12 protein-coding genes are annotated in these 12,139 nt (G+C 30.9%); all 12 read left to right on the top strand.

Annotation, left to right across the window (positions count from 1 at the left end):
* Positions 1–10: 10 nt before the first annotated feature.
* The 12 genes from ACFFGA_RS11190 to ACFFGA_RS11135 are packed head-to-tail and all read left to right on the top strand — an operon-like array spanning position 11 to position 12,135.
* Positions 11–1,003: a glycosyltransferase gene (locus ACFFGA_RS11190; protein ID WP_386063916.1), complete on the top strand. Its 993-nt coding sequence runs from the start codon at positions 11–13 to the stop codon at positions 1,001–1,003.
* The gene (locus tag ACFFGA_RS11185; RefSeq protein ID WP_386063913.1) at positions 1,004–1,672 is read left to right on the top strand and encodes an acylneuraminate cytidylyltransferase family protein; all 669 of its coding nucleotides are present in this window, start codon (positions 1,004–1,006) and stop codon (positions 1,670–1,672) included. It begins immediately after the preceding gene.
* Positions 1,665–2,708 (top strand): N-acetylneuraminate synthase, encoded by a 1,044-nt coding sequence (gene neuB / locus ACFFGA_RS11180; protein WP_386063910.1) that lies wholly within the window; start codon positions 1,665–1,667, stop codon positions 2,706–2,708. The genes ACFFGA_RS11185 and neuB overlap by 8 nt, the downstream gene beginning before the upstream one ends.
* Complete coding sequence (locus tag ACFFGA_RS11175; protein ID WP_386063907.1) at positions 2,708–3,367, top strand: TylF/MycF/NovP-related O-methyltransferase; 660 nt, start codon at positions 2,708–2,710, stop codon at positions 3,365–3,367. The genes neuB and ACFFGA_RS11175 overlap by 1 nt, the downstream gene beginning before the upstream one ends.
* 2 nt (positions 3,368–3,369) lie before the next feature.
* Complete coding sequence (gene neuC / locus ACFFGA_RS11170) at positions 3,370–4,488, top strand: UDP-N-acetylglucosamine 2-epimerase (protein ID WP_386063904.1); 1,119 nt, start codon at positions 3,370–3,372, stop codon at positions 4,486–4,488.
* A complete protein-coding gene (locus tag ACFFGA_RS11165; protein ID WP_386063900.1) occupies positions 4,481–5,869 on the top strand; it encodes a hypothetical protein in 1,389 nt (462 codons plus the stop codon). The genes neuC and ACFFGA_RS11165 overlap by 8 nt, the downstream gene beginning before the upstream one ends.
* The gene (locus ACFFGA_RS11160) at positions 5,869–7,023 is read left to right on the top strand and encodes a glycosyltransferase family 4 protein (protein WP_386063897.1); all 1,155 of its coding nucleotides are present in this window, start codon (positions 5,869–5,871) and stop codon (positions 7,021–7,023) included. Before ACFFGA_RS11165 ends, ACFFGA_RS11160 begins: the two co-directional genes overlap by 1 nt.
* A gap of 5 nt (positions 7,024–7,028) precedes the next feature.
* Positions 7,029–7,580 carry a serine O-acetyltransferase gene (locus tag ACFFGA_RS11155; protein ID WP_386063894.1) on the top strand — a complete coding sequence of 184 codons (552 nt, stop codon included), beginning with the start codon at positions 7,029–7,031 and terminating at the stop codon, positions 7,578–7,580.
* A complete protein-coding gene (locus ACFFGA_RS11150) occupies positions 7,581–8,717 on the top strand; it encodes a glycosyltransferase (RefSeq protein ID WP_386063891.1) in 1,137 nt (378 codons plus the stop codon).
* The gene (locus tag ACFFGA_RS11145) at positions 8,717–9,796 is read left to right on the top strand and encodes a glycosyltransferase (RefSeq protein ID WP_386063888.1); all 1,080 of its coding nucleotides are present in this window, start codon (positions 8,717–8,719) and stop codon (positions 9,794–9,796) included. Before ACFFGA_RS11150 ends, ACFFGA_RS11145 begins: the two co-directional genes overlap by 1 nt.
* Positions 9,797–9,818: 22 nt before the next feature.
* A complete protein-coding gene (locus ACFFGA_RS11140) occupies positions 9,819–11,168 on the top strand; it encodes an O-antigen ligase family protein (RefSeq protein WP_386063885.1) in 1,350 nt (449 codons plus the stop codon).
* Positions 11,128–12,135, top strand: coding sequence for a glycosyltransferase family 4 protein (locus ACFFGA_RS11135; protein WP_386063882.1), 1,008 nt, complete (start codon positions 11,128–11,130; stop codon positions 12,133–12,135). Before ACFFGA_RS11140 ends, ACFFGA_RS11135 begins: the two co-directional genes overlap by 41 nt.
* Positions 12,136–12,139: the final 4 nt, after the last annotated feature.

Below are 12,139 nucleotides of genomic sequence, written 5' to 3'. Positions count from 1 at the left end.
AAAGTGGAATATGAGAGTAGGAATGAATCCTCAAAAACAATCTAAAAAAATACAATTAAAATGTCAACACAGACTTATTATTGTTGTCTTTATTCCTGCTTTAGATGGTTACTACAAAAATGTTCTAGAAGTATTCAAGTTATGTTTGGACTCCGCTATTACAACTACTAATTCTAATTGTGCCATTACCGTAGTTAATAATGCTTCTTGTAATGAAGTAGATGAGTTTTTAGAAAAAAAACTTAATGAAAACAAAATAGATACTATAATCCATCATAAAGAAAATATAGGGAAAATTGATGCACTAATTGGTGCAGCTAGGGCAAGTAGAGAGCCAATAATTACAATATCAGATGTAGATATTTTGTTTACACAAGGTTGGCAAGAAGAGACAGAAAATATTTTTGCTAAAATGAGCAACGTGGCTTCTGTATCACCAATACCGTGTAGAAAATTTCTTGAATACGAAACTTCTTCAACTTTGAGTAAAATTTTGTTTGGACAAGTAAAGTTTAAATTTAAGTCTATACCAGAAAATCATATGGCACACAATCGATTTTTAGAGAGTTTTCATTGGGATTTGGAAACTGATAAAAATTGTTTATGGCCAGTTGTTGAGTCTAATGGAACTCAAGCTATCGTCGGTAGTGGTCATCAAATTTTAAGTATGCGTAGAGAACTTTTTTTTACAACAGTTCCTAAAGAGCCTTCATTAACTTTAGTTGGTAATAATTCGGAGTACTTGTACTGTGACCAACCAATTAATTACTCTGGTGGAATGAGATTGGCGACCTATAATAATTATGCCTTCCATATGGGTAATACCGTAGAGGAGTGGATGCGAGAAGTTCAAAAAGAAAATCTTACAAAAAAAGCATCCAAGAATAAACAAGAGAAGCTACCATTATCCGCATTTTTGCCTAAACAACCTAATAAATCATGGTATGTGTTAAAAAAACGAGCTGTGCATAAATTGTTTAATTTATTTTATAAAAAGCGTTAAATGGGTAAGACTATAGCAATAATTCCTGCTCGTGGTGGTTCAAAAAGGTTGCCTAATAAAAATATAAAGCTTTTATGTGGTATACCATTATTGGCATATTCCATTAAATATGCTTTAACAAATTTAGATAAAATTGATGATGTATATGTATCATCAGATAATGAAAATATAAAACAAGTAGCATTAAAATATGGTGCAAAGGTAATAGATAGACCAGCTGAGTTGTGTGGTGACTCAGAACCTACAATTACAGCATTAAAGCACGCTCTGGAAGTTATAAATGATGAGATAGATACTGTGGTTTTGTTGCAAGCTACAAATCCTTTAAGACCAAAAGACTTATTAAAAAATGCACTTAACGTTTTTAACGAGAAAAAATTAAATAGCTTATTTACAGTAAGCCGTGATCATAAAAAACTAGGAAAAATAATAGACCATAAGTTTAAGCCATTTAATTACAAAATAGGACAACGAAGCCAGGATTTAGAGCCTCTATATTACGAAAATGGTTTGTTGTTTATTACCAAAACTAGTTTAATAAAAAAGGATATCATTTTTAATGAATTGTCCTATCCATTAATTGTAAATCATAAATTTACAGAAATCGATATCGATACTCAAGAAGATTTTGAGTATGCAGAATATATATTAAAGAATTCTAATGAATAACCCGTTTATAGAAATATCAGGTAGAAAAATAGGAAGAGATTTCCCTCCAATGGTGATTGCGGAAATAGGTATAAATCATGAAGGGTCGCTTTCTGTTGCAAAAGAAATGGTAGATGCAGCACATAGAGCAGGAGCAGAAGTTGTAAAGCATCAAACCCACATTGTAGAGGACGAAATGAGTAAAGCAGCCAAGAAAGTTATTCCTGGTAATGCTGATATCTCTATTTATGAAATTATGGAGCGTTGCGCTTTAGATGAAAAAGACGAGTTAGAACTAAAGAAATATGTAGAAAGTAAGGGTATGATTTTTATATCTACACCATTTTCACGAGCTGCTGCTGAGCGCTTAAAGAAATTCGAAATACCTGCGTATAAAATAGGTTCTGGCGAATGTAATAATTATCCATTGCTAGAGCATATTGCCAAATTTAGGAAGCCTGTGATTTTAAGCACAGGAATGAATACAATTGAAAGTGTTACAAAAGCTGTCGAAGTTTTTAAGAAGCATAACACACCATTAGCATTATTGCATACTACAAATTTATATCCAACACCAGCACACTTAGTACGTTATGGTGCAATGATGGAATTGTATGAGGCATTTCCAAATAATGTATTTGGTTTAAGTGATCATACGTTAAACAATAATGCATGTTTGGGTGCTGTTGCTTTAGGTGCATCTATATTAGAGCGCCATTTTACTGATCATATGAAAAGGCAAGGCCCAGATATCGTTTGTAGTATGGACGAGCAAGAATGCGCCAATCTCATAAAGGGAAGTAAAGAAATTTGGTCTATGCGTGGTGGAACCAAAGAACCTGCTAAAGAAGAAAAAGTAACCATAGATTTTGCGTTTGCTACAGTTTGTACAATCGCAAAAGTCGTTAAAGGAGAAAAGTTTACAGAGCACAACATTTGGGTAAAGCGCCCTGGTACTGGAAAAATATTAGCAGAGGACTACAATAAAGTTTTAGGCAAAATAGCTAAAAGAGATATTGAAGAGGGTGAACATATAGACTATAAAGATTTTGAATAATGGGTGATTTATACAATTTAGAGAGGCGTTTTGAATACGAAAACGGATTTTATGCAACTGCTGACCCATCAAGGTTTAGTAAATTTATATCACATTTAGAGTTCTTTAAACGAACCTCAAAAATTAGAGGAGAAATTGTAGAGTTTGGTATTTTTAAAGGCAATTCATTTTTTAGATGGATAAAATTTAGAGATTTACTAGAACAAACCAGCAGTCGTAAAATAATTGGGTTCGATATTTTTGGTGATTTTCCAGAAGCAAATTTCGAGCAAGATAAACTTAAAAGAGATGCTTTTGTAGCAGAAACAAAAGGAGGGAAAAGTATTTCATACCATGAGATTATAGAATTACTTAATGAGCAAAATCTTAATAAAAATGTAGAAATTATTGAAGGCGATATTCTATTAACATTAGATAAATATTTAGACAATAACCCTCACTTAAAAATTTCATTATTGCATATAGATGTTGATTTATATGAGCCAACAAAAATTGTTTTAGAAAAGTTGTACAAAAGAGTAACAAAGGGTGGAATTATTGTTTTAGATGATTATGGTGCCTTTGCAGGTACAAACAAAGCTGTCGATGATTTTTTTGAAAATAAAGTGGAAATAAATAAGTTACCATATTCTAATGCTATTTCTTATATAGTAAAATAATAATGAGAAAAATAGTTTTTTTAACAGGTACTAGAGCTGATTTTGGGAAAATAAAAGCATTGATACAAAGTGTAGAAAACCACTCCGATTTTATGCCTTTTATATTTGTAACTGGCATGCATCTTTTAGAGGAATATGGTTATACCTTAATTGAGGTAGAACGTTGCGGATTTAAAAATATTTCCACTTTTCATAACCATACAGATGAAGCTACAATGGACTTAACTTTAGCTAAAACTATCAACGGTTTTTCAAATTACATTAAGGATATTCAGCCAGACTTAATAGTTGTTCATGGTGATAGAGTAGAGGCGCTTGCAGGTGCTATTGTCGGTAGTTTAAACAATATTTTAGTGGCACACATTGAAGGAGGTGAGCTGTCGGGAACAATAGATGAGTTAATTAGGCATTCAGTTTCTAAGTTGAGCCATATACACTATACATCTAATGAAGAGGCAAAAAAGCGTCTGATTCAAATGGGTGAGTTAGAAGAGTCAATCTTTACTATCGGTTCACCAGATGTAGATATTATGTTTTCAGATAATTTGCCAAATATTCAAGAGGTTAAAAACTATTATCAAATAAATTTTGAAAATTACGGAGTAGCCATGTTTCATCCAGTGACCACAGAAATTGATTTAATTGCAAATAAAGCTGAAGAATTTGTTGAGGCTCTCATTGAAAGCGAAAAAAATTACGTGGTTATTTTTCCAAATAATGATTTAGGAAGCAAACATATTTTAAAAGCTTACAAGAAAATTCAAAATAATTTGAGATTTAAAATTTTTCCATCTATTAGGTTTGAGTATTTTTTAACGCTTTTAAAAAAATCAGAATTTATTATTGGTAATAGCAGTGCAGGTGTAAGAGAAGCGCCATATTATAATGTTCCAACAATTAATATAGGAAATAGGCAGCTTAACAGAGCTAGTTCATCAAAGATAATTAATGTGCCATGTAAAAAATCGGAAATATTAGAGGCGTTTAGTTATTTATCAAATACATCTGATGAAACTATAAATGTCTTTGGAAAAGGTAATAGTGCTAAGCTATTTTTAGATAGCCTTACATCTTCCAAAGTTTGGTCTATAAACCATCAAAAGCAATTTAAAGATGCCTAAAAAAAAGCATATTCTTTTTTTAGTGCCTGATGGTGTAGGAATTAAAAATTATCTTTTTTCTGATATTATAACACTTATAAAAGAAGATTGTGAAATAACAATTTGGTCTACTTTACCAATTGAAGCATTTAAGGATGTAAAAAGGATTCATAGTATAGACTTTAATTATAAGCAAATTCGTCTAAACCCGGAAAATAGCCTTACAAGATTTTATAGAGAGGCTACTACATTTGCAAGATTAATACACAATAGTAAGTTAAAGAACAACCCTACTATATTAACAAATTGGAGACGACCAAAGTATAGCTTTAAAGTAAAAGTGTTGTATAGATGCGCTGAGATTTTTGGTAAATTTCTTTCAAAAAAATACAATAGAATACTAAATTTTGAAAGCAAAAGTAGAAATAGCATACCTCAAGCTTCTATATTAAAATATACTGAAGAATTAAAAGCTATAGAACCTACTTCTATTTTCATAACACATCAACGTGTTGCTGGTTTAATGCCAATTTGTTTAGCTGCAAGAGAGTTAAATGTAAAAACGACTAGTGCTATTTTTTCTTGGGATAACTTGCCCAAGGCGAGATTAACCGTAGATACAGATTATTATTTGGTTTGGTCTCAATGGATGAAAGCAGAAATGAAAGACTATTATCCAGAAATTCCCGAAGAAAGAGTACTTCTGGTTGGTACACCGCAATTTGAATTTTACTTTGATAAAGAAAGAATATCTTCTCGCGAAAACTTTGCAAACCAGCACGGATTAGACAGTAATAAAACATGGATTTGTTTTAGTGGTGATGATGTTACTACATCTCCATTCGATCAAGTTTTTTTAAGAGATGTTGCTGAAGCATTAAATTCTGAAAAAGATAATATTCAAATTATATTTAGAAGGTGTCCTGTGGATTTCTCTAGTAGGTACAATGATGTATTAAGTAAATTTAAAGATTTAATTATACCTATTGATCCAATATGGAACATACAAACTCAAAACGGGTGGACAGGTTATTTTCCTAAATACGAGGATATTAATATGCAGATTAATTTAGCATATCATTGTAGTTTAGTTGTAAATTTAGGCTCCACAATGGCCTTAGATTTTACTACTTATAATAAACCGAGTTTGTATCTTAATTATAATCCAACAGATGATGCTGACTGGTGCAGCGAAACTATTTACAGTTTTCAACATTTTAGAAGTATGAAGAGTTTAAATCCAGTTGGTTGGATTACAAGTAAGAGTGAGATTGAAACACTTGTTTTAAAAGCACTAAATAAATCAGAAGAAGTTGGTCCTGATAAAAAAGAATGGATGCAAACACTTGTGCTTCATCCACTAGAAGAAAATTCTGTTAAAATAGCTAAAGCAATATTATAATGCATATTTGTTTTATAACAAATGAATATCCTAAACAAAACTATGCTCATGGAGGTATAGGTTCTTTTATTTATACGATGAGTCATCAATTGGTGAAAATAGGGCACCAAGTTTCGGTAGTAGGCATTAATGTTTATACAAAAATAGATGAGAGCCAAATTGATAATGGTGTTTCTGTTTTTAGAGTAAAACCAAGAGTTATAAAAGGTCTAACGTGGTACCTTAATAACCAAGCTGTAAATAAAAAAATAAATGAAATCCACAAACAAAGCCCTATTGATATAATAGAAACCGCAGAACTTGGACTTGCATTTATTAAAAAGATAAAATCAATAAAATATATTATTCGTCTCCATGGAGGTCATCATTTTTTTGCCGAAGCAGAAAATAGAAAAGTTTCTTGGTGGAAAGGGTTTCAAGAAAAAAAATCATTTAAAAGGGCAGATGGTTTTATAGCCGTTTCAAAGTTTGTGAAAACCCATACATCAAAATATTTGAGTTATCATAATAAGCCAATTGAGATTATTATGTCACCAATAAATCTAGAAATTTTCAAGCCTAAACCAGATATTAAAATTGAAGAAAATACAATTATGTTTGCTGGTACAGTATGCGATAAAAAAGGAGTGGAGAAATTAATAAAAGCTATGCCAAAAGTGCTTCAATTACGTCCAGAGGTTAATTTATATATTTATGGTAGAGATTGGTTTTTTAACAATGGTAGATCTTATGTTTCTTTTTTAAAAGAAGATATTATCTCAAATCTAGGAAAGTTAAAAGCACATATTCATTTTATGGGCGCAGTACCTATTACAGAATTGGTGAATAAATATGCGTCTGCAGAAGTTTGCGTTTTTCCTTCTTTAATGGAAACTCAAGGTTTGGTAGCACCTGAAGCTATGGCCGTTGGAAAATTAGTTGTGTTTTCTGAGCTTGGTCCAGGCACAGAGACTGTAGAGCATAAAAAAACAGGCTTACTTTGTAACCCTTACGATGAAGATGATATTGCTGACACTATTTTGTGGGCTTTAAATCATAAAACAGAAGCAAATAAAATTGCTGAAAATGCGAGAAAATTTGTGCTTTCAAATTTTAATATGGATATAGTTATTAGTAAGAATTTAGAATTTTATAATTTCGTGATAAATCAATAATATTAATGGGGTTTTTTAAAACCGATATAAAAAAATATAAGCGTTATAGTGGTAATAAATCAACTTTGGTTTTATTACTAACCACACAAGGTCTCTGGGCGCTTTCTGTATATCGCTTTTCTAACAAAATCTATCGTTCAAAGCTACCCTTTGCTTTAAGGAAACCCCTCTTGGTTTTATGTGTTATTTGGCAAAAATGGATAGAGATTACTACTGGTATATCATTACCATATTCTGCTACAATAGGTCACAGTTTTTATATAGGTCATTTTGGAAATATAATTATAAACTCAGCAACTATTATTGGAAATAATTGTAATATTTCTCAAGGTGTTACAATTGGTATTAGTGGCACATTAGAAAAGCGAGGTGTTCCAGTAATAGGAGATAATGTTTATATTGGTGCAAATGCTGTAATTGCCGGAAAAATAATGGTAGGAAACCATGTTGTAATTGGTGCAAATTCAATGGTAAATAAAAATGTTGAAGATAATAGTACCGTGCTTGGTGTACCAGCAAAAAAGATTAGTGATAAATCATCTGATGGTTATATTTAAATGAAAAAAAGTAAGATAAAATTCTTAGTAGTCACATATACACCTACTTTAAATAAAGATGGTAAATTTTATTCGTATTCGCCATATGTAGATGAAATGGATAAGTGGTTTAGTTATGCAGATGAGTATAGAATAATTTCACCTAATACTTACCCAACTGATTTTCTTTCAAAGCCATTTGAATCAAAAAAAATAGGATATTATCACATTCCATTTATTGCTTTTAATTCATTTATTATGGCAATAAAGAGTATCATTTTTTTACCATATATTTTTTTTCAACTGTTTCGGTCAATGTTTTGGGCTAATCACATTCACTTTAGAAGTCCAGGTAATATAACTTTGTTAGGGAGTATTGTTCAGATTTTTTTTCCGTCAAAGAGTAAATCAGTCAAATATGCTGGTAATTGGGATCCGAATAGTAATCAACCCTTCAGTTATAGATTGCAAAAAGCAATTTTTAGAAACACATTTCTATCTAAAAACATAAAAGTATTAGTGTATGGTGAATGGCCAAATGAAACAAAAAATGTTTATCCATTTATATCGGCAACATACAAAGATTCAGAAAAATTAGCTTTAGAAAAGCGTAATTATAATGGTAAGTTAAAGTTTGTTTTTATTGGAGCTATGGTTATTGGAAAACGACCTAAATTTACAGTAGAGATTATAAAGGAGCTTATAGAAAAAGGTATAGACGCAGAATTGCATATGTTTGGGGATGGCAACCTAATCGAAGAGGTTAAGACTTATATTATTGACAACAATCTTGAAGATTCAGTTTTTGTTTACGGTAATAAGGATAAAGAAACTTTAAAAAACGGTATTAAGGATGCACATTTTACAATTTTACCTTCTAAAAGTGAAGGTTGGCCTAAAGCTATAGCAGAAGGAATGTTTTTTGGCGCAATACCTATTTCAACAAAAATATCTTGTTTGCCTTGGATTTTAGGTTTTGGTAATCGTGGAATTTTAATCGAGGCAAATCTAAAATCAGCCGTTGATGAGATCACAAATGAATTACAAAAAGGAAATGAGTATTTAAATGAAATGTCTAAGCAAGCTTATGATTGGTCACAACAATATACTGTAAATAGACTTACAGCCGAAATACAAAAAGTAATAGAACAAACATAATGCGTATAATACAAATTATAGATTCCTTAGAGGCAGGTGGTGCTGAAAGAGTAGCTGTAAACTATGCTAATGGGTTGTCTAGCTTAAGGATTCAATCATATATATGCGTAACAAGAAAAGAAGGATTGCTTAAACAAAATTTAAGTTCTAATGTTGGTTATATATTTCTTAATAAAAAGTCGACTTTAGATCTGAACGCTTTTTTGAAACTTAAAAAATACATAACTAAAAATAAGATAGACATACTTCATGCGCATTCAACATCTTATTTTATTGCAGTTGTAATGAAGTTTTTTAATCCAAAGCTCAAGATAGTTTGGCACGATCATTATGGAAATAGTGAATTTCTTAGTGTAAGACCATACAAACTATTGAAGCTTAGCTCATTTTTTTTCAACTATATATTAAGTGTAAATCCTAAACTTGCTGATTGGGCTAGGTTAAAATTAAGCTGTAAGAATATAGAATATGTTAAAAACTATCCCATTTTATCTAGTTCTGCAACTGATAACACAAAATTAAAAGGAAAAGATGGTAAAAGAGTCGTTTGTTTAGCAAACCTTAGAGAACAAAAAAATCATTTAATGCTTCTAGAAGCGTTTAAAACAGTTACTCAAGATCATCCTGATTGGAGCTTGCATTGTATTGGTAAAAATTTCGAAGATGATTATGCCAATTCTGTTTTTAATAAGGTCAGAGATTTAAATTTAGACTCTAATGTGTATTTTTATAATAGTAAATCAGACATTTTAAATATCTTACAACAATGCCAAGTAGGTGTACTGGTTTCTAAGTCGGAAGGGTTGCCATTATCACTTTTGGAATATGGTTTAGCTAAATTGCCAGTTATTGCTACAGATGTCGGTGACTGCAGAAGCTTAATTAATGACTCCAATTTAGGGATACTAATTGAAGACATAAATAAGCAAACAATATCGGAAGCAATAACTAAATTTATTACTAATGAAGATTCTGCCCAATTATGTGCCAATAACTATATGATAAAAATAAATAAAGAGTATTCTGAAAATGCAGTTTTAGATAAATTGAAAAAGATTTATAAAACTATAATTGAATAATGCGTTTAAGCTAAAGGGCTGTATGGACAACAAATACATTTTTAAAATATTGCTACATATAGGTCTAGGTGCAATGCTCTATTTTATTAATATATTCCCTAAACTGTTTTTTTATGGCGTAATAGTTTATTTTTTGTTTCAGATAATTGTATCACCAAAAAAAGATAAAATTACTGAAGTTCTAAAGGCTTGTGCTTATCTAGTAGGTGCTGAGGTAATTTTTAGGATGACTAATGCAGGTATTTTCTATGAATCCTCAAAATACTTCGTAATTATATTTGTATTGTTTGGGATGTTCTATAATGGAGTTTCTAACAAATCCTACCCATACTTTTTATATTTAATTTGTTTAGTACCCTCTATAATTGTTGCAGGAGTTAATATTGATTTTGATTCAAATTTAAGAACTAATGTTGCTTTTGTTTTAAGTGGTCCTGTTTGCTTAGGTATATCTACATTATATTGTTATAATAAGAAAATTAGCCTAAAACAATTGCTTGATGTACTACTGTATTTGGCATTACCTATAGTGTCCCTAACAACGTATTTGTTTTTTTATTCCCCAAGTATAAAAAGTATTTTATCTGGTACACAGTCTAATTTTGCTGCATCTGGAGGTTTTGGCCCAAACCAAGTTGCTACTACGTTAGGCTTAGGCATGTTTGTCTTTTGTGTTAATTATTTTCTAAATTCAAAGACACTAACATTAAAAATAATCAACGTTATTTTATTTGGTGCTATTTCTTTTAGAGGAATTGTAACCTTTAGTAGAGGAGGAGTTATAACTGCTATTATAATGATTATAGCTTTTTTGTTTGTTATTTATTCTAAAACCAATTGGCGCCAAAAAAATACAATTTTAACCTCTCTGTCGCTACTATTGGTGTTTTCCTTTGCGGTATGGGTTATAAGTTCTAATCAAACAGAAGGATTAATAGATAAGCGCTATGCAAATCAGGATATTACAGGAAAGCAGAAAAAAGATGTATCTGCTGGTAGGGTAGAGCTATTTACAGGTGAGTTAGAAGGGTTTTTTAATGAGCCTTTTGTGGGTGTAGGTGCTAGTGGAATGAAAGAACAACGCGAGGAAACTCTCGGAAGAGTAATAGCAACTCATAATGAGCTCAGTAGGTTGTTGTCAGAACATGGAATATTGGGTGTTATTATATTATTAATATTAATTATTCACCCACTTGTTTATAGGGCTAAGAATAAGAGTAATTATTTTTTCTACGCTTGTTTAGCTTTTTGGTTCGCTACAATAAATCATTCAGCAATGCGCATTGCAGCACCTGGTTTTATTTACGCTTTAGCACTTTTAAATATAAGAAATGAAAAACGTTCTCTACATAGGAAACGCGTTATCCAATAAAGGAAAAACAACAACTTCAGTAGAAAGTTTGGGTGCTAAATTAAGTGAGTTTTGCGCTGTTAAAATAGCATCTAATAAATCTAATAAAATCTTACGCTTATTAGATATGATGAAGCTGGTTGTTGCTAATAGGTCTAGTGCAGAGTATGTACTCATTGACACTTATAGTACTACAAATTTTTATTATGCACTTATAATTGCACAATTATGTAAGCTATTTAAAATTAAATATGTTCCGATACTACATGGTGGAAACCTTGAAAAGCGTTTAAAAAATAACCCTAAGCTATGTCGTTTAATTTTTAATAAATCGTATAAATTAGTCTCACCCTCTAGTTTTTTGAAAAGCGTATTTCAAAATTATGGCTATGATAATATTGAATATATACCTAATTCCATAGAAATCATGGATTTTGAATTTCAAAATAAAGATATAGAAACTATAAGCCTATTGTGGTTAAGATCTTTCGCCTCAATTTACAATCCAGAGCTTGCGATTTTAGTATTAGAAACGTTACAGTTAAAGGGGTATAAAGCTGAACTAACAATGGTTGGTCCTGATGTAGGTGGGCTGATGAACAGGATTAAAAGCTTAGCAAACGATAAAAACCTTAAGGTTAATTTTGCAGGTAAGCTTTCAAAACAACAGTGGATTACAATATCTAAAAATTGTAATATATTTATTAATACCACCAATTTTGATAATATGCCCGTAAGCCTTATAGAAGCCATGGCTTTAGGTTTGCCAATTGTCTCAACAAATGTAGGAGGCATACCATTTTTAATTTCAAATAACGAAGACGGTCTTTTGGTGCCACCAAATGATGTTGCAGCAATGACGAATGAGATTATAAAATTAAAAAATGATAAAAAACTAAAAGACAAATTGGTAATTAATGCCAGAAATAAGGTGGAGCATTTCGATTGGAAGACTATAAAACCAAAATGGCAATCTCTTTTATCTTAATTTG

Source organism: Winogradskyella pulchriflava, assembly GCF_042434315.1.
GTDB lineage: Bacteria > Bacteroidota > Bacteroidia > Flavobacteriales > Flavobacteriaceae > Winogradskyella > Winogradskyella pulchriflava.
Note: the sequence above shows the minus strand (reverse complement) of the source record. Positions and strands in the feature narration are given on the sequence as shown.

Excerpts from the sequence above, each read along its gene's own strand:
- ACFFGA_RS11190 (WP_386063916.1), top strand. The coding sequence starts at position 11 with ATGAGAGTAGGAATGAATCCTCAAAAACAATCTAAAAAAATACAATTA.
- ACFFGA_RS11185 (WP_386063913.1), top strand. The coding sequence starts at position 1,004 with ATGGGTAAGACTATAGCAATAATTCCTGCTCGTGGTGGTTCAAAAAGG.
- neuB (WP_386063910.1), top strand. The coding sequence starts at position 1,665 with ATGAATAACCCGTTTATAGAAATATCAGGTAGAAAAATAGGAAGAGAT.
- ACFFGA_RS11175 (WP_386063907.1), top strand. The coding sequence starts at position 2,708 with ATGGGTGATTTATACAATTTAGAGAGGCGTTTTGAATACGAAAACGGA.
- neuC (WP_386063904.1), top strand. The coding sequence starts at position 3,370 with ATGAGAAAAATAGTTTTTTTAACAGGTACTAGAGCTGATTTTGGGAAA.
- ACFFGA_RS11165 (WP_386063900.1), top strand. The coding sequence starts at position 4,481 with ATGCCTAAAAAAAAGCATATTCTTTTTTTAGTGCCTGATGGTGTAGGA.
- ACFFGA_RS11160 (WP_386063897.1), top strand. The coding sequence starts at position 5,869 with ATGCATATTTGTTTTATAACAAATGAATATCCTAAACAAAACTATGCT.
- ACFFGA_RS11155 (WP_386063894.1), top strand. The coding sequence starts at position 7,029 with ATGGGGTTTTTTAAAACCGATATAAAAAAATATAAGCGTTATAGTGGT.
- ACFFGA_RS11150 (WP_386063891.1), top strand. The coding sequence starts at position 7,581 with ATGAAAAAAAGTAAGATAAAATTCTTAGTAGTCACATATACACCTACT.
- ACFFGA_RS11145 (WP_386063888.1), top strand. The coding sequence starts at position 8,717 with ATGCGTATAATACAAATTATAGATTCCTTAGAGGCAGGTGGTGCTGAA.
- ACFFGA_RS11140 (WP_386063885.1), top strand. The coding sequence starts at position 9,819 with ATGGACAACAAATACATTTTTAAAATATTGCTACATATAGGTCTAGGT.
- ACFFGA_RS11135 (WP_386063882.1), top strand. The coding sequence starts at position 11,128 with ATGAAAAACGTTCTCTACATAGGAAACGCGTTATCCAATAAAGGAAAA.